Genomic DNA, 16,666 nt, shown 5'->3' with positions numbered 1-16,666 from the left:
CCGTGCGCGGCACCGGAACCGCGGTGCTGGGCCTGCTGATGCTCGGTGTCGGTCTGTGGTGGCGGTACGCGGGGATGGCGGCGTTCGGCCTGGCGCTGACCGCGCTGGTCGTCGCCTCGATCGTCTCCGTGCTGGTCGCGTCGCCGCTGTCGGTCTCGCGCACGGTTCGTCCACGCACGGTGCCCCGGCTGGCGCGCTGCAGCGGCAGGCTGGAGCTGTCGTCCACCGGGCGCTGGCCGGTGGCGCTGGACGCCGTCGACGTGGTGGCGGGCTCGCCGATGGACGTCGACGTGCCGTTGCTGGCCCCCGGCGCCGTCGAGGCCGTCGACTACGCGATCCCGACCGAACGGCGCGGCGTGTTCGACGTCGGTCCGCTGACGTTGCGCCGCAAGGGTCTGGCCGGACTGGCGCAGGCGCGCACCGTGCTGGGCGAGGTGGTCCAGGTGCGGGTGGTCCCGCGCGTGCTGCCGGTCCGCGGCCTGCCCTCCGGTGCCCGCCGCGGCCAGGTCGGCGCCGACGAACGCGTCGAGCGCGGCGGCACCGACCTGGTGGGGCTGCGGGAGTACGTGCCCGGCGACGACCTGAGGCGCCTGCACTGGGCGACGTCCGCGCGCACCGGCACGCTCATGATCCGCGAGGACGCCGACCCGGCCCGGCCGCACCTGGCCGTGCTGCTGGACGACAGCGCGTCCTCCTACGTGGAGGAACAACGCTTCGAGGAGGCCGTCGAGGTGGCGGCGTCACTCGTCACGGCGGCCCTGGAACAGGGGCACCCGGTGCGGCTGCTGACGTCGTCCGGTGGCACCGACATCGAGGAGCAGCAGGACTCGGCGCCGATCCTGTCCGCGCTGGCGGACCTGGAGCTGCGGGACGTCGACGGCCGGCCGACAGTGCCGGTGCGCGACCTCGACGTGGTGGCCGTGGTCAGCGGGACCTCGGTGCCGGCCCTGGTGCTGGAGGCGGGACGCGCCGCGTTCGGCGTTGTCCTCGTGGTGGACGAGAAACGGCCGGTGGGAGCCGCCGGGTCGGTGCTGGTGGTCAGCGGGGCGCGGGCGGAGGACCTGGTCGACTCGTGGAACGCGGTGGTGGCGCGGTGAACGGCTCCCTGCTGAAGTACGGCTGGGTCACCGCCGTCCTGCTCGTCGGCGCGCTCCAGCTCTCCCAGGCCTGGGACGGCGCCACCATCTACTTCGGACTCGCCGCGCTCGCCGGGTTCGCGGCCCTGCCCCTGAAGCGGATCGTCCCGGGTGGACTCGCCGCCCTCGCGGTCATGGTGCTCGCACTGACGGGCGGCTTCTTCCTGGCCCGCGGCGCGTCCCCGGACCGCGATCCCACGTGGGTGCTGCTCGACACCGTGCCGAGGCTGCTCACGGCGGCCCGTCCCGCGCCCGCGACACCCGAACTGCTCGTGCCCGGCCTGCTGCTGATCATCGGCGTCTCCACCGCCATGGTGCTGTCGGTGACCAAGCGCGGCACGGCGTTGTTCGTTCCGGCGCTCGGCGCGGCCACCCTGTACGTGTCGGCGGCGTTGCTCACCACCGGCCGCGCGGACCGGTACGGCCTCGTCGCACTCACGCTGGTCGTGGTGCTGGCGCTGGGCTGGCTGATCATCGACCGGCGCGGGCCCGTGGTGCCCCCGGCGGTGCTCGCCACGGCCCTGGCCGCACTCACGTTGCTCGCTTTCGTGTTGCCTTCCAACGGTTTCGAGCCGCGCAAGCTCGTCACGCCACCGGTCACCGACATCGCCATCTCGAACCCGCTGCCGCAGCTCGCCGCGTGGGCGGCGCAGGGGGACGCGGAGCTGTTCCGGATGCGCGGGCCCGAGGTGCCGGTGCGGTTGGTGACGCTGAGCCGGTACTCGGGCGCGTCGTGGGAGGCGGCCTCGACGTACGGGCCGCTCGGCGTGGTCGACGCGCCGGACCTGCCGACCGGCGGGAAGTTCCAGGACGCCAGCGTCGACCTGCGGATCACCGGGCTGCAGGGGGAGTGGTTGCCGGGCGTCGGCAAGCCCCAGGCGGTGTCGCTGAGCGACGCCATGGTCGATCCCGACACCGGGTCGCTGGTCGTGGCCGAAGGGCTGAAGGCCGGGTTGAGCTACACGGTGCGCGGGGTCGTCGAGACGCCCGCCGACACCGATCTCGCCGAGGCACAGGTCCCTGCCGCCGCAACGAAGTACACGGCGTTGCCGCGGTTGCCTTTCACGCTGGCCGAGTACGCGCGGCAGGCGACGCAGAACGCGCGCACGCCGTACGAGAAGGCCGTCGCGCTGGAACAGGTCGTGCGGCTCAACCGCAGGCCGGACGCGGAGGCGCCGGTCGGCTCGTCCTACGCGCGGCTCGAGACGTTCCTGTTCGGCGCGGCGGGAGAGTCCGGTGCGGGGGCGGGGACTGCGGAGCAGTTCGCGTCGGCGTACGCGGTGCTCGCACGCTCGGTCGGGCTGCCGACGCGGGTCGTGGTCGGGTTCCAGCCGGTGCCCGAGCAGAACGGTGAGCGCATCGTGCGGGCCGCGGACGCCACCGCCTGGCCCGAGGTCTACTTCAGCGGGTGGGGCTGGGTGGCGTTCGATCCCGTGTCCGGCAACGGAAGCGGGCCGAGCGCCGCCTCGAAGCGCGAGGTGCTGAACCGGCTCGCGTCGACCACTGCGAAACCGGCGCCGACCTCCCTCGCGTCGGTGCCGCCGCTCGTGCAGCCGACCGCGGTGCGCGACGACCAGGCCGCCGCTCCGCAGTCGCCGAAGGGGTTCCCGTTCTGGGCGTTCACACCGCTGCTGGTGCTCGCCGCGCTGTTCGTGGCACGCACTTCGCGCCGTGTCAGGCTGCGCGCGGCCGGCCCGGTGGGAGCGTGGAACGAGGTGCTCGACTCGTTGCAGCTCGCCGGGCTGCGGCCGAAGCCGAGCCGCACCGTGCCGGACGTCGGGGGCGAGTGGGGCGAAGCGGGCGCACGGCTGGCGGTCCTGGTCGACCAGGCCGCGTTCGCACCGTCGCCGGTCCAGCGGGAGAACAGCTGGCAGCTGGCCCGACAGGTGAAGAAAGCGGTGCGGCGCAAGGCTTCCTGGTGGCGCAAGGTCGTGTGGGCGATCGATCCGAGGCCGTTGTTCCGGCGCTGACGGATCAGCGGACCACCTGCGCCGGGATGCAGTTCTTCCCGGTGACCTTGAACAGCGCCTCGCACAGCGCGGGCGCGGTGTCCGAGGGGAACGGGCCGAGCCAGATGAACTGCGTGAACCGCGAGTCCTCCGGAACGATGACCGGGCACACGTCGTCGCGTCTGCTCAGCAGCGCGGTTTGGCCGCGCAGCGCGGGGTTCGCGCTCTCACGGTGCCGCACCCACATCGTCTCGTAGTCCAGCAGCACCCTGACCTCCGACTGCGCCATCGCGCCCTCCAGCGAGTGCAGCACGAGGACGGACGAGCCCGGGTCGCACGGCATGTCCGTGTATTCGAGCTGATCGGGCACAGCGGGCGACGGGGTGGTGTCACCGGTGTTCTGAGGGGACTTCGACTGCAGGTTGCCGCCGATCAGCATGCCGATGCCGATGCCGACGACGAGAGGAACGGCCGCCCACATCACGAGTGTCCGGCGCTTTCGTCCACGAGCGAACATCGGTGGGCCGGCATAACGAGCGCTCTGCACCGGGGGACCGTACGCCAGTTCGTGCGCCCGCAACAACATCCGTCCGGAACATTCAGTTCTTGTTGGCACAGACCTTTGCGGAGCTGCCGCGTTCGCCGTGGGAACCGAGCGCCGCGATCTGGAAGCAACGCCGGTCGCCACCGCCGTCCTCGATGACGTGCCGGGTGCCCCCACCGGTCACCGTGATCACCGCGTACGGTTTGGCACCGGTCACGTCCACGACCACGAACTGGGCCTGGCCGTCGCTCGGATCGGTCCACTCCAGCTCGATCGCCTTGCCGCGGTACTCGGCGCGCTTGAGGACCGGGACGAACTTCGGATCGGTGTTCGGCGACGGTCCCGCGTCCGCGGAGTCCGACGTCGGCACGGGCGGTGTCGTTGTCGTCACGGGTGGTTGGGCCTGCTGACCGCCGCCGTCCCGGTTGAGGAAGATGCCCGCGGCCAGGCCGCCCGTCACCGCGATCACGGCCAGCAACGCGAGCACACCGCCGCGCTTGCTCTTGCGGACCGGTGCCGTCATCGGTTCGACGGGAGGGAGTTCCACGCTCGGCAGCACCGCGACCGGAACAGGCCGCGGAGGCGGCGGCGGGACCAGGTCGTGCTGCCGGTACGTCAGGTCTTCGAGCCTGCCCTGCCACGAGTCGTCGCGCTCGGGCTCGGGTTCCGGTTCTGGTTCCGGTTCGGGCTTGAACCCGCGCGGACCGAAACCGGGCGCCTCGGTCGGGCCCTCCGGGTAGAAGTCGGGGCGTTCGCCCAGCACCGCCGTCGCGTCGGGGTCCACAGTGGACAGCGCGGTGCCGGAGTTCGCCGCCATCAGCGCGTCGCGCAACTCCAGTGCCGAACCGAAGCGCTCCGCCCTGTCCTTGCGCAGGCAGCGGCCGATCACGGCGACCAGCCACGCCGGCACGTCGAACCGGGTGAGCGGCCGGGGTTCACCGTTGCTGACGCGGCCGACGTAGGACAGCAGCGTGTCCTCGTCCGGGTTGTCCGAAGCGAACGGCGGCTTGCCTTCCAGCAGCGTGAACAGCGTCGAGCCGAGCGACCAGACGTCGTCGGCGAACGACGGGGTGGCGCCCTCCAGCATCTGCGGGGCGGCGTGCCGGTAGCTGACCATCTGCAGTGACGCGGAATGCCCCGCGTCGGCGCCGCGGGCGATGCCGAAGTCGGCCAGCACGTACGAGGTCGGGAGCACCAGGACGTTCTGCGGTTTCACGTCCCGGTGCAGGATGCCCTGGCCGTGCGCGAACGCCAGCGCGTCCGCCACCGCGATGCCCGCCGCCACCACGTCCTGCACGGGCAGAGGGCCCATGGCGCGCAAACGGTCGTGCAGCGAGCCTCGTTCGTAGAACTCCATGACGATGCACGGGCGGCCGTCCGGCAGCGTGCCGGTGTCGAGCACCGTGACGATGTGCGGGTGCTGACGGCCCAGTTCGACGGTGATCGCCAGCTCGCGGCGGAAGCGCGCGACCGTGGCCGGGTCCGTCACCTGCAGCACCTTGACCGCGACGTCCCTGCCCAGACCGTCCTGGCGGGCGCGGTAGATCGTGCCCTCGCCACCCTGCGCGATCACGCGGAAGGCGCTGAAACCGGGCAACGCGATCCCGGGCGCCTGCGCTGAGCCCTGCGCGGGCGCCCAGGCCATCAGATCGTCTTCCACCAGCGGATCCTATCCCGGAGCGAGTGGGTCACCGCTGGACGTTCGCAGGGATCGGCCGAGAGGTTCAGTCGGTGCTCACCTTCACCTGGAACCCCAGTGACTGCAACATTCCCGTCAACATCACGCGGGTGTTGTCCTCGGCCCGCTTGAGGATCTCCGACTTCTGCGCGGCCTCGCTGAGCTTGGCCTCCGCCGCGACGTAGAACCGTTGCTGGTCGGGCGGTCCCGCGAGGGCCTGCAGATCGTTGATCAGGCCACGTTGCTGGCTGAAGACGTACGACCTGTCGTGGTGCAGGTTCGGTTTGTCGAGCAGCGGCTTCGGCACGCGCAGCTCGACTGTCTTGCCGTCCGGCGACAGGACCAGCCCGTCGTCCTTCAGCGTTCCCAGGTCCACGAAGGCGTTGACGGACCCCGCCGCGACGAACAGCGTGCGTTCGCCCGCCAGCGCGGCCGGCACCCACTTGACGTCGTTCTCGATGTCCAGCACGACCTGGAACTCGCCCGCCGCGGCGTGGTACTGGCTCATGTCCCGCACCGACTTGAGCATCGCGGGCTGGCTGCGGTCGATCGATTCGTCACCGAAAGGTTTCATTTGCCCGAAGGCGAACACCGCCGCCCCGAGGAGAATGAGGACGGCCGCGACCAATGCTCCACGCGTCACCCAGCGCCTATACACCGCGTTGGAGTACCCGTGAGGTGATGCGCGCACACGGGCCGTATGGGCTAATCGACCCGTGCGGAATCAGTTCCGCGTCCACGTGGTTGGCTTGGACGAGACGAGAGCGATTGATCAGGAGGCGTGCGGTGGACCCGGAGAACCTGTACGAGGTGGACTCGGAGGTCCCGGACCTCACGGGTGCGGTGCTGCTGCACCACTTCGAGGGCTTCATGGACGCCGGCGCCGCGGGCCGTCTGCTCACCGAACACCTGCTGGAGACGCTGGAGAGCCGCGTCGTCGCGCGTTTCGACGTCGACGGCCTGATCGACTACCGCTCGCGCCGCCCGCTGATGACCTACGCGACCGACCACTGGGAGGACTACGCCGCCCCCGAACTGGTCGTGCACCTGCTCTGGGACAGCGCGGGCCACCCGTTCCTGCTGCTCACCGGCCCGGAGCCGGACCGCCGCTGGGAGGCGTTCATCGAGGCCGTGCGCTCTCTCATCGACCGCTGGGGCGTGCGTCTGACCATGGGCTTCCACGGCATCCCGATGGGCGTGCCGCACACACGGCCGTTGAACGTCATCGGCCACGCCACGCGCCCTGAGCTGGTCTCGGAGTACCAGCCGTTCTTCAACCGGGTGCAGGTGCCGGGCAACGTCTCCGGCCTGCTGGAGTTCCGCCTCGGCCAGGCGGGCCACGACGCGATGGGCTTCGCCGCCCAGGTGCCGCACTACCTGGCGCAGTCGCAGTACCCGACCGCCGCGGTGACCCTGCTCGACGCCCTGGCCCGCGCAACCGGCCTCGCGCTGCCCATCGGCGGCCTGGCCGACGCCGCCCAGGCCGCCGACGCCGAGATCCACCGCCAGGTCGCGGAGTCGGAGGAGGTCGCCCAGGTCGTGGAAGCGCTCGAGCGGCAGTACGACGCGTTCATCCAGACTGTCGGCAACACCGACCTCCCCAGCGCGGACGAACTGGGCGCCGAGTTCGAACGGTTCCTGGCCGAGCAGCAGCGTCCGCCGGACCACCTGTAGGAGCTTGTGATGGCCACCTGGGACGACGTGCACAGGATCGCCACCTCCATGCCCGACGTGACGGAACGGGTGCGGGAGGGCGTCGTCGACTGGAGGGTCGAGGACAAGCTGTTCGTCTGGGAACGGCCGCTGCGCAAGACGGACCTGTCGGCGCTGGGCGCCGCGGCACCGTCCGGACCGATCCTGGCGGCCCGCGTGCCGGACCTGGGCGCCAAGGAGGCCCTGCTGGCCTCGGACCACTCGGTCTACTTCACGACGCCGCACTTCCACGGGTATCCGGCGATCCTGGTGCGGCTGGAACACATCGAGGTGGGGGAGTTGGAAGAGTTGATCGTGGAAGCGTGGCACGCGAGGGCACGGCGCCGGTGACGCTGACGAAGTGGATCCGCGAGGTCGCGGACGAGCCGTTGCTGCTGAAAGGCGATCTCCTGGCCCAGGCGGAGGAGAACACCTGGGCGCTGGGCAGGGCCAAGGGCGAGACACCCGTGGCGGCGGAGGTGGTCGCCGCGTTCGAGGACACCGCGCGACGGCTCGGTGAGCGCGTGACCGCGATGGAGCGGACAGCGACCTTCTACGTCTGGTTCGACGCGCAGGCAGGGCACTTGAAGTGCTCGACGAGCTCGGCGAAGAAGGACGCGCTGCCGTTCGACGTCGAGGTCGATCCGGACGCGACGCTCGCGGCCGTCGTCGGCGGCTACCTCGCCGGCGCCTCGCCGGGAACGGGCGAGGACGTCGTCCTTCCCGTGTGGACCGCCGAGGTCGGGCTCTAGTGGAGTTCCTCTGCTACCACCGGGACCGGCCCGGTTCGATGCCGCTGCGCTCGGCCCTGGTCCAGGAGCACTGGTCCTACATGGACGGGTTCGAGCTCGTCGCCCGCGGCCCGACGTTCGCGGACGAGGTGGTCACGGGCAGCGTGCACGTCGTCGACGTGCCGGACGCGGCCACCGCCCGTGCGTTCGCGTTCGACGAGCCCATCTACCAGGCCGGTGGCTACCGGGACGTGCTGGTGCGCAGGTGGCGCAACGTGCTCGGGCGCACCATGTGGGACTTTCCCGGTGGCCGCGAGGGTGGCGGCCACCTGGTGCTCGGGTTCGGCTCCGGAGAGCCCGCCGACCTCGTGCCGGCGCGGCCCGAGGAGCTGATCGCGTACGGGCCGTTGCTGTCCGACGACGGCGTCGCGTGGCTCGGGACGGCGGCGCTGGTCAGGTCGGCCGATCCGGCGGCGGTGTTGACCCTCGACCGCTACGACGCGGTCGAGGTGCATGAATGGGAGTTCGGCGGCCGGCGCTAGTAGCTGACGAACCGGTAGTGCAGGCCGCTGCTCGACTCCAGCCACTCGCCGACGCCGACCGGCTCGCGGTCCACGGCGGGGGCGAACGTGTCGCCCTCGAACTCCTCGCGGATCTCGGTCACCTCGACGCGGTCGGCGAACGGCAGCGTCGCCGCGTACACCGCCGACCCGCCCATCACCCACAGGTCGCCGGTGACGCCCGCCAGGGCCTTCTCCAGCGAGGAGAACGTCTCCGCGCCTTCCTGGGGAGTGCGCGACAGCACCAGGTTGCGGCGGCCCGGCAGCGGGCGGAAGCGCGGCGGCAGCGACTCCCAGGTGCGGCGTCCCATGAGGACGGCCGAGCCCGCGGTGATCTCGCGGAAGTGCTTCATGTCCTCGGGGATGCGCCAGGGGATGGCGTTGTCGCGGCCGATCACGCCGTTCGCGGACTGCGCCCAGATCAGGCCGATCACACCGCCACCGGGGCCTTGATGCCGGGATGCGGGTCGTAGCCCTCGATAGTGAAGTCCTCGTACGCGTAGTCGAACAGAGAGGCCGCCGGAGCCGTCTTCAGCGCGGGGAACTCGCGCGGCTCACGGCTGAGCTGCAGCTCGACCTGCTCGACGTGGTTGTCGTAGATGTGGCAGTCGCCGCCGGTCCAGATGAAGTCGCCGACGCCGAGACCCGTCTGCGCCGCGATCATGTGCGTCAGCAGCGCGTAGGAGGCGATGTTGAACGGCACGCCGAGGAACAGGTCCGCGCTGCGCTGGTAGAGCTGGCAGGAGAGCTTGCCGTCCGCCACGTAGAACTGGAAGAACGCGTGGCACGGCGGCAGCGCCATCTGCGCGATCTCGCCGACGTTCCAGGCGGAGACGATGATCCGGCGCGAGTCCGGGTTCGTCCGCAGGGTCTTCAGCACCTCGGCGATCTGGTCGACGTGCCCGCCGTCCGGGGTGGGCCACGAACGCCACTGCACGCCGTAGACCGGGCCGAGCTCGCCCTCGGGCGACGCCCACTCGTCCCAGATGGACACGCCGTGCTCCTGCAACCACTTCACGTTGCTGTCACCGCGCAGGAACCACAGCAGCTCGTACGCGATCGACTTGAAGTGCACGCGCTTCGTCGTGATCAGCGGGAAGCCCGCGGCGAGCGGGTAGCGCAGCTGGTGGCCGAAGATGGACCGCGTGCCGGTGCCGGTGCGGTCCTCCTTGCGCACGCCCTCTTTCAGGACGTGGCGGAGCAGGTCTTCGTACTGCGTGTCGGGCATGGAAGCACCCTAACCAACTCCAGCGGTCGAACGACGTCACCTCCGCCACGTCGCGCCGCACGGCCACGGCGAACTTCTCCGCGGGGTGTCCGAGTGGCACCATCGCGGCGATCTCCCACCGGTCCGGCACGCCGAGCAACTCCAGCGCCTCGGCGTGGTGCACCCTGATGACCGTGGTCAGCGTGGTGCCGAGCCCCAGCGCGCGGGCGGCCAGGCAGAAGTTCTGCACGGCCGGGTAGACCGACGCGTGCACCGGTCCGATGTCGATGCCCTCGACCAGCGACGGCAGGCGCGGCATGAGGAAGAACACGATCACCGGCACGGACGCCAGGGTGTCGGCGAGGTGGTTCGCGGACCGGCCGATCCGCAGGCCCACGGCGTCGGTGCGTTCCGGCGCCATCTCGGAGTAGCGGGTGAACGCGCTGCGGTAGAGCCTGCCCAGTTCGGCGCGCACGTCCGGATCGGTGACGACCAGGTACCGCGTGGGCTGGACGTTGCCGCCGGACGGCCCCTGCTGGGCCGCGCGCAGGCACGTCCACACGTCGTCCTCGGCGACGGGCTCGCCGGTGAAGCGGCGGATCGCCCGCGTGGTCATGATCGCTTCGAGGGCGTCCATCAGAACCTCGTCATGTCCGGGCCGAGCCCCAGCTTGAGCATCGAGTACGTCTCCAGCATCCGGCGTGACACCACCGTGTGCTGGGCGGCCACGTGCGCGTCGCGCAGGCAGCGTTGCAGGGCGGACGACTCGAACACCGAGCTGCCGCCGCCCGCCGCGAACGCCTTCTGCGTCACGTCCGTGGCCTCACCGGAGGCGAACGAGCAGGCCAGGCGCAGCCGAGCCTTCACCGGGTCCGGCGCGGCCTCGCCGTTCAGCGCGTGGTCCCAGGCCACGCTCAGCGTGTCGTGCAGGAACGCCGTCGCGGAGGACAGCCGGGCCTCCATCAGCGCGAGCTCGACCTGCACACCGGTCTGCTCGGCGAGGCGGGTCGCCGCGTACTGCGGGGTCTTCTCGACGGCCAGCGCCTCGATCTCGTCGATCGCGCGGCGGGCGACGCCCAGGCACACGGACGCGACGCCCGCGGCCAGGAAGCTGAAGTACGGGAACACCGTGATCGGGCCCTCGATGCCGGGTGTGCTGCCGATCGGCCACACCGCGCGCCTGGACGGCAAGAAGGCGTCCGTGAGAGAGAACTCGTGCGAACTGGTCGCACGCAGGCCGGCGGCGTGCCACGTGTCGTGGATGGTCACGTCCGAACGCGGATACACGGCGAGACGCGGACCGACAGGTGTGAAGGTGCCGCCGATGACCCACGACGCGTGGGTGACGGCGCTGCCCCAGCCCCAACGGCCGGTGACGCGGTAACCGCCGTCGGTCTCGACGGCCTTGCCCAGCGGCGCCGCGGTGCCCGCGATCAACGCGCGCGGGTCGCCGAACACCTCGTCGGCGGCGTCCACCGGCAGGTACCAGGCCAGCGACGACGAGATCGTGGTCGTCATCGCGGTCCAGCCGGTCGAGGCGTCCGCTCGCGACAGCTCCTGGACCTCCCGGCTCCACTGCGGCAGGCCGAGTTCGGCGCCGCCGTAGCGCTTGGGGGCGATCAGGCGGTGCACGCCGTGGTCGACGAGCGCGGTCAGCACCGGTTCGGTGAGGGCGCGCTGCTGCTCGGCCAACGGCGCCTCGGCGCGGATCAGGGCGTGGAGATCCATGCACGTGATCTTGCTGCAGCGGCTACAGCTTGGCGAGCGCCTCAACGAGTGGCTTGAGCTCCGGGACGTCCCCGGCTTCCGACAGCGACTCGGAGAGCACCTCGTCGTGTGTGGGACGAGCGAGCGCGAGCAGCTCGTGGCCCTTCCCGGTGACCTCGGTGTAGATGCCGCGCCGGTCGGTCGGGCAGAGGTAGCGCGCGAGCAGACCTCGGTCCTCCAGGCGCGTGACCAGGCGCGTCGTCGCCGACTGGCTGAGCACCACGGCGTTGGAGAGCTGGTTCATCCGAAGGTGGAAGCCGTCCTGGCGGTTGAGGACGTCCAGAACGGTGTACTCGCTGACGGAGAGGGAGTGTGCCTTCTGAAGCGCTCTCTCGAGACGGTCCTCGATGCGCGCGTGCAGCGCCGCGAGTGTGCGCCAGCCCTGTGCGCGCGCCTGGACGGCGTCGTCGTCCAGTGACATAGGTCAACCTCTCTCGAATAGACAGCGTCTGCAACTATTGCGTACGCTTGTAATCGTCTTCAACAAGTCTACCGGGGAGAGACATGGATCTGTCGGGACGCACGGCACTTGTGACGGGCTCCACCGCGGGCATCGGCTTCGCCTCGGCGGAGAGCCTGCTCAAGGCGGGTGCCACCGTCGTCATCACCGGCCGCACCGAGGAACGGGTGGCCGAGGCGGTCGGCAAGCTCAGCGCCGGCGGTGACGTGCGCGGTGTCGCGGCGGACCTCGCGACCGCCGAGGGCGCGGCCGACCTGGTCGCCCAGGTGCCGGACGTGGACGTGCTGGTCAACAACCTGGGGATCTACGGCGCGAAGCCGGTCTTCGAGATCGACGACGCCGAGTGGCAGCGCTACTTCGACACCAACATCATGTCCGGCGTCCGGCTGGCCAGGCACTACACGCCGCGCATGGTCGAGCGCGGCTGGGGCCGGGTGATCTTCGTGAGCAGCGAGTCCGGCGTCTTCACGCCCACCGAGATGGTCCATTACGGCATGACGAAGACCGCGCAGATCGCGATCTCGCGCGGCATGGCCCAGGAGGTCAAGGGCACCGGCGTCACCGTGAACTCGGTGCTGCCCGGCCCGACGCTGACGCCCGGCGTCGAGGAGTTCATCCGCGAGCGCGTCGGCGAGGGCGGCGAGGCCGAGTTCGTCCGCACCGAACGCCCGACGCTGCTGCTGGGCCGCCTGATCCGCCCGCACGAGGTCGCGAACCTCATCACCTACGTCGCGTCGGACCTGTCGTCCGCGACGACCGGAGCCGCGTTGCGCGTCGACGGCGGCACCGCTCCGACGCTCATTCCCTGATCACAGTGAGGATTCAGCTTTGAACACCGTGAAGCTCAACAACGGCGTCACCATGCCCCAGCTCGGCTTCGGCGTCTGGCAGGTGCCCGACGCGGAGGCCACCCCGGCCGTCGCCGAGGCGCTGAAGGCCGGCTACCGCAGCATCGACACCGCCGCCGCCTACGGCAACGAGGCCGGCACCGGTGCGGCCATCGCGCAGTCCGGCCTGGACCGCGACGACGTCTTCGTCACCACCAAGCTCTGGAACGACGACCACGGCTACGACGCGACGAAGCGCGCGTTCGACGAGTCGCTGCGCAAGCTCGGCCTCGACGTCCTCGACCTCTACCTGATCCACTGGCCGACCCCGGCCCGCGACAACTACGTCGACACCTGGAAGGCGTTCGTCGAACTGCAGAAGGAGGGCCGCGTCCGCGCGATCGGCGTCTCCAACTTCCAGCCCGGGCACCTGCGCCGGCTGATCGACGAGACCGGCGTCGTGCCGGCGGTCAACCAGATCGAGCTGCACCCGTACTTCCAGCAGGAAGAACTGCGCGCGTTCAACGCCGAGCACGGCATCCAGACCGAGGCCTGGTCCCCGCTCGGCCAGGGCGGCGAGCTGCTCAGCGACCCCGTCGTGCAGAAGATCGCACTCGCGCACGGCAAGTCACCCGCCCAGGTCGTGCTGCGCTGGCACCTGCAGATCGGCAACGTCGTGATCCCGAAGTCCGTGACGCCGTCCCGGATCCAGGAGAACATCGACGTGTTCGACTTCGAGCTGCCGCAGGCCGAGGTGGAGCTGCTGTCCACTCTGGACCGCGGCGGCCGCATCGGGCCGAACCCGGACGAGCTCAACTAGTCGCGGGAAGTACGAAGCCCCGGCCCGCGTCAAGCGGTCCGGGGCTTCGCCGGCAACGGGCCAGGGAGTGCTGTGGCCGCCGACCTTCACCGCGTGTTCCGACGCTCAGCAGGGCACCTCGCGACACCGGCCCCGCGCCCCCATATGCCCGATATGAGGGCGCGGGGCCGGCGCCGCGATGCACCCGTCTGACCGTCTAAACACGGGGCAAAGGCCGGCGGCCACAGCACTCAGGCCCGCATGACTGTGGCGATCGGGATCCGCGCCGCCCGGATGGCCGGGATGAGCCCGCCGAGCACACCGGCGATGAGACCCGCGATCACACCGGCGACACCCGCCTCCCAGGGGAAAGCGGTGCCCTGCAATGACGGGAACCTGCTGCCGAACATCATCAGGGCCACCTGCAACCCACCGGCGCCCGCGCCGATGGCCAGCGCGGCGGTCAGCAGGCCCGTCAGCAACGTCTCCGCGAGCACGATGCCCGCGAGCAGCAGGCGCGACATGCCGACCGCGCGGCGCAGCGCGAACTCCTCGACGCGCTCGCCGACGGTGGCGAGGCCGACGTTCAGGATGCCCGCGACGCCGATGAGCAGCACCAGGAACGCCATGCCGAGGAAGATCAGGCGCATGATCTTCAGCTGGGACTCCATGCGCTCCTTGGAGTTCACCGTCTGGAAGTGCATCTGGTTCTGCTCCAGGCCCGCCCCGGTGAGCTTCGCCTTGATCAGCTGCTGCAGGTCGTCGGTGCCCGGCTGCAGGTAGAGCTCCAGCTGGGTGCCGCCGCCGCGGAACCTGTCTGCCTCGGTGGTCGGGGCGGCCGCCGGCATCCACGTGCGCAGCTCGTCGAGGCGCATGTAGACGCGCGGCTGCATGGAGCCGTCCTGCACGACGCCGATGATCTGCGGTGACACGTGGTGGGTGGCGCCGTCGATCATCATCTCGCCGGGGACGCGGTACTGCTTGAGGCCCTTGGCGGCTTCCTCGTTCAGCACGATGCGCGGCGCCAGCGACGGCGCGGTGCCGAAGTCCAGCCAGGTGCCGGAGACGGAGCGGAACGGCTTGAACGGGCGGATGTCGCCGGTCAGCGCGACCATGCTGACCTCGATCGCCTGGCCGTCCGGCTTGCGCTCTTCCTTCTTCTGCTCGGTGCAGGTGCCGTTGGCGTCGCAGTAGACCATCGGGCCGGAGTAGTCGCCGCCCCTGTTCGCGTACTCGAACGGCATGCCGCCCTCGTTGATCGGCCGCACGCCCGGCTCGCCGATGATCGCGCGAGAGCTGATCATCGCGACCGCGTCGGTGCGGCCCTTCAGCGTCGACTCGACGATGCCCGGCGCGCCCTTCTCGCCGGGGACGTAGCCCATGATCGTGCCGTCCTTGCCGGACTGGAGCTCGACGTCGGTGAGCATCGCGCGTTCGGCGATCTCGGACCCCGCCTGCACGGCCACGACGGCGAGGACGCCGAGGAACAGCGAGACCATCGAGAGGAACGTGCGCAGTTTTCGGGCGCGGATGCCCTGTCCGCCGATGACCAGGGCGGACCGGAACTTGCCGGAAAGCATCAGTTGAACCGCCCGTCGCGCAGCTCCATCACGCGGCCCATCTTGCGCGCGTGGTCGTGGTCGTGCGTGACCAGCACGAGGCCGCAGCCCTGCCTGGTCGTGTTGAGCAGCACCTCGACGACGAGGTTGCCGGTCTCCGTGTCGAGCGCGCCCGTGGGTTCGTCGGCGAGGATGATGCGCGGCTGGCGGACGAGTGCGCGGGCGATCGCCACGCGCTGCTGCTCACCGCCGGAAAGCCTGGTGGGCTTGGACTTCGCGAGGTGCGCGATGCCGACCTGCTCCAGCGCCTCCATCACCTGCTGCTTGCGCTTGCGCCGTGCCGACCAGCCCTGGCCGTTCACCAGCGCCATCGCCACGTTCTGCGCCGCGGTGAGGTGCTTGAGCAGGAAGAAGCGCTGGAACACGAACCCGAACTCCGCGCTGCGCAACGCCGCCGCCCTGCGTTCGGGGAGCTTCGTGATGTCGTTGCCGTGCAGGAAGTACTTGCCCTCGTCGGCGCGGTCGAACAGGCCGATCAGCGACAGCAGCGTCGACTTGCCGGAACCGGAACGGCCGAGGATCGCCACGCTCTGTCCAGGATGGACGGTGAAGTCCACACCGGACAGGATGGTGCGCGGTTCCCCTTGCCCCTTCAGGACCTTCGTGATGCCGTTGAGCTGGAGCAGCGGTGCCTGAACCTGCACCGTGGGTTGTTCGAAGGACTGCGTCATCACGGTCCCGTCGGCTTGGACTGGTCGCCGCCCTGCTGCTGGCCCTCTGGCAGGTTCGGGCCCGGCACTGCGAGCTCCTCGTCACCGGTGAGACCGGACTTGACCTCGATGACCTTGCCGTCGGTCAGGCCCAGCACCACGTCCACGGTGCGGCGCGAGCCGTCGGGCTGGATGACGTCGACCTTGCCCTTGCCCTGCTGACCCGCCACGGCCTCGACCGGAACGACCAGTGCCTGCGCCGACTTGCCGGTGGTGACCTCGATCGACGCGGTGGCGCCGTTGATCATCTGCACGTCCGCGGGCGCGGTGCACACGATGCGCAGGCCGGTGGAGGCACTCGGCTGCTGCGGCTGCTGCTGGGGTTGCGGCTGCTGCTGCGGCTGGTCCTTCTTCTCGTCCTTGGTGTCCGGCGTGACCGGCGGCTTCTCCGGGACGGTGCCCTGCGGCAGCGCGGCGATCGTGCCGAGCACGGCGCACGGGAACGGGCCGGGCCCGTTCTTGATCTGCACCACGACGTCGGTGAGCGCGCCGTTGATCTTGTAGGCCTGCTGGCCGTCGATGTCGCCGACGATCGCGTAACCGACGTGCTTGGCCGACGCGACCGGCATGCCCGCCGTCACCGTCGCCTTGTCGTCGACGAGCCTGCCGGTGAACGTGGAACCCGCCGGCGCCTCCACGTAGTTCGGCTGCTGGTCCTTCCACACCGTCGCGACCCGGATGGGCTTCGTCGTAGTGCCGTTAGGAGCCGCGACGTCGAAGTACCGCACCTGTCCCGCGACCGGCGCGACGAGCCCGAACGTCGGGTTCATCTCGACCTTGCCGGAGATGCTGAGCTTGGTGGTCAGGTCCTGCCTGGTGGGCTTGACCTTGGTCATCGGTGTGCCGCGCGGCGCCAGTTCCGGATTGGTCGGTTCCGGACCTGACGGACTGCACGCCGCCACGGCTACCGTGATCAGCGCGCACAGCGGCGCGAGAACAATTTTGCGCACGAACGTCCCCCATGTCGTTTCGACCAACCTACCGATA

18 protein-coding genes and 1 pseudogene are annotated in these 16,666 nt (G+C 70.4%); 8 read left to right on the top strand and 11 right to left on the bottom strand.

Going from position 1 to position 16,666, the window contains the following annotated elements; all coding sequences use genetic code 11:
- Window positions 1–2 precede the first annotated feature (2 nt).
- Together DFR72_RS31995 and DFR72_RS31990 are read left to right on the top strand one after the other, a co-directional pair.
- Entirely contained in the window at window positions 3–1,097 is a 1,095-nt protein-coding gene (locus DFR72_RS31995; RefSeq protein ID WP_245983696.1) for a DUF58 domain-containing protein, read from the top strand.
- The gene (locus tag DFR72_RS31990; RefSeq protein WP_143086842.1) at window positions 1,094–3,106 is read left to right on the top strand and encodes a transglutaminase TgpA family protein; all 2,013 of its coding nucleotides are present in this window, start codon (window positions 1,094–1,096) and stop codon (window positions 3,104–3,106) included. Before DFR72_RS31995 ends, DFR72_RS31990 begins: the two co-directional genes overlap by 4 nt.
- Before the next feature lie 4 nt (window positions 3,107–3,110).
- Here the strand turns inward: DFR72_RS31990 and DFR72_RS31985 are convergent, their stop codons facing one another.
- The 3 genes from DFR72_RS31985 to DFR72_RS31975 form a co-directional block, all read right to left on the bottom strand.
- Complete coding sequence (locus DFR72_RS31985) at window positions 3,111–3,632, bottom strand: hypothetical protein (RefSeq protein WP_143086843.1); 522 nt, start codon at window positions 3,630–3,632, stop codon at window positions 3,111–3,113.
- Window positions 3,633–3,684: 52 nt separating this feature from the next.
- A complete protein-coding gene (locus DFR72_RS31980) occupies window positions 3,685–5,289 on the bottom strand; it encodes a serine/threonine-protein kinase (RefSeq protein ID WP_090068810.1) in 1,605 nt (534 codons plus the stop codon).
- Between the two features lie 64 nt (window positions 5,290–5,353).
- On the bottom strand, window positions 5,354–5,881 hold the full coding sequence (locus DFR72_RS31975) for a DUF4230 domain-containing protein (protein WP_090069144.1): 528 nt from the start codon (window positions 5,879–5,881) through the stop codon (window positions 5,354–5,356).
- A 212-nt stretch (window positions 5,882–6,093) separates the two neighbouring features.
- Here DFR72_RS31975 and DFR72_RS31970 point away from each other — a divergent pair, with 212 nt between their 5' ends.
- The 4 genes from DFR72_RS31970 to DFR72_RS31955 are packed head-to-tail and all read left to right on the top strand — an operon-like array spanning window position 6,094 to window position 8,272.
- A complete protein-coding gene (locus DFR72_RS31970) occupies window positions 6,094–6,981 on the top strand; it encodes a proteasome assembly chaperone family protein (RefSeq protein WP_245983695.1) in 888 nt (295 codons plus the stop codon).
- Window positions 6,982–6,990: 9 nt separating this feature from the next.
- Window positions 6,991–7,350, top strand: a complete 360-nt coding sequence (locus DFR72_RS31965; RefSeq protein WP_090068812.1) for an MmcQ/YjbR family DNA-binding protein — start codon at window positions 6,991–6,993, stop codon at window positions 7,348–7,350.
- Window positions 7,323–7,751, top strand: a complete 429-nt coding sequence (locus DFR72_RS31960) for a hypothetical protein (RefSeq protein ID WP_090068814.1) — start codon at window positions 7,323–7,325, stop codon at window positions 7,749–7,751. Before DFR72_RS31965 ends, DFR72_RS31960 begins: the two co-directional genes overlap by 28 nt.
- Window positions 7,751–8,272 (top strand): YciI family protein, encoded by a 522-nt coding sequence (locus tag DFR72_RS31955; protein WP_090068816.1) that lies wholly within the window; start codon window positions 7,751–7,753, stop codon window positions 8,270–8,272. Before DFR72_RS31960 ends, DFR72_RS31955 begins: the two co-directional genes overlap by 1 nt.
- Here the strand turns inward: DFR72_RS31955 and DFR72_RS31950 are convergent.
- The 5 genes and pseudogenes from DFR72_RS31950 to DFR72_RS31930 all read right to left on the bottom strand — a co-directional run bounded on the left by DFR72_RS31950 (window position 8,269) and on the right by DFR72_RS31930 (window position 11,685).
- Window positions 8,269–8,724 carry a dihydrofolate reductase gene (locus DFR72_RS31950; protein ID WP_090068818.1) on the bottom strand — a complete coding sequence of 152 codons (456 nt, stop codon included), beginning with the start codon at window positions 8,722–8,724 and terminating at the stop codon, window positions 8,269–8,271. The two genes, DFR72_RS31955 and DFR72_RS31950, sit on opposite strands and share 4 nt — an antisense overlap.
- Complete coding sequence (locus DFR72_RS31945) at window positions 8,721–9,518, bottom strand: thymidylate synthase (RefSeq protein WP_090068820.1); 798 nt, start codon at window positions 9,516–9,518, stop codon at window positions 8,721–8,723. The genes DFR72_RS31950 and DFR72_RS31945 overlap by 4 nt, the downstream gene beginning before the upstream one ends.
- A 97-nt stretch (window positions 9,519–9,615) precedes the next feature.
- Window positions 9,616–10,113: pseudogene (locus DFR72_RS47205) on the bottom strand (nitroreductase family protein); the annotation flags it as partial.
- A gap of 20 nt (window positions 10,114–10,133) precedes the next feature.
- Window positions 10,134–11,225, bottom strand: coding sequence for an acyl-CoA dehydrogenase family protein (locus DFR72_RS31935; protein WP_090068824.1), 1,092 nt, complete (start codon window positions 11,223–11,225; stop codon window positions 10,134–10,136).
- A 22-nt stretch (window positions 11,226–11,247) separates the two neighbouring features.
- Window positions 11,248–11,685 carry a MarR family winged helix-turn-helix transcriptional regulator gene (locus DFR72_RS31930; RefSeq protein ID WP_090068826.1) on the bottom strand — a complete coding sequence of 146 codons (438 nt, stop codon included), beginning with the start codon at window positions 11,683–11,685 and terminating at the stop codon, window positions 11,248–11,250.
- Window positions 11,686–11,768: 83 nt separating this feature from the next.
- On the opposite strand from DFR72_RS31930, the gene DFR72_RS31925 reads away from it, so the two are divergent.
- The gene (locus tag DFR72_RS31925) at window positions 11,769–12,533 is read left to right on the top strand and encodes an SDR family NAD(P)-dependent oxidoreductase (RefSeq protein ID WP_090068828.1); all 765 of its coding nucleotides are present in this window, start codon (window positions 11,769–11,771) and stop codon (window positions 12,531–12,533) included.
- 52 nt (window positions 12,534–12,585) lie between these two features.
- Window positions 12,586–13,371 (top strand): aldo/keto reductase, encoded by a 786-nt coding sequence (locus DFR72_RS31920; RefSeq protein ID WP_090069148.1) that lies wholly within the window; start codon window positions 12,586–12,588, stop codon window positions 13,369–13,371.
- A gap of 230 nt (window positions 13,372–13,601) precedes the next feature.
- On the opposite strand, the gene DFR72_RS31915 is transcribed toward DFR72_RS31920, so the two are convergent.
- The 3 genes from DFR72_RS31915 to DFR72_RS31905 are packed head-to-tail and all read right to left on the bottom strand — an operon-like array spanning window position 13,602 to window position 16,629.
- Window positions 13,602–14,930: an ABC transporter permease gene (locus DFR72_RS31915; protein ID WP_170176500.1), complete on the bottom strand. Its 1,329-nt coding sequence runs from the start codon at window positions 14,928–14,930 to the stop codon at window positions 13,602–13,604.
- On the bottom strand, window positions 14,930–15,640 hold the full coding sequence (locus DFR72_RS31910; RefSeq protein WP_090068832.1) for an ABC transporter ATP-binding protein: 711 nt from the start codon (window positions 15,638–15,640) through the stop codon (window positions 14,930–14,932). The genes DFR72_RS31915 and DFR72_RS31910 overlap by 1 nt, the downstream gene beginning before the upstream one ends.
- On the bottom strand, window positions 15,640–16,629 hold the full coding sequence (locus DFR72_RS31905; RefSeq protein WP_090068834.1) for an efflux RND transporter periplasmic adaptor subunit: 990 nt from the start codon (window positions 16,627–16,629) through the stop codon (window positions 15,640–15,642). The genes DFR72_RS31910 and DFR72_RS31905 overlap by 1 nt, the downstream gene beginning before the upstream one ends.
- Between the last annotated feature and the right edge of the window lie 37 nt (window positions 16,630–16,666).

The sequence above is a fragment of the Lentzea flaviverrucosa genome (genome assembly GCF_003350445.1).
Taxonomy (GTDB): Bacteria; Actinomycetota; Actinomycetes; order Mycobacteriales; family Pseudonocardiaceae; genus Lentzea; species Lentzea californiensis.
Note: the sequence above shows the minus strand (reverse complement) of the source record. Positions and strands in the feature narration are given on the sequence as shown.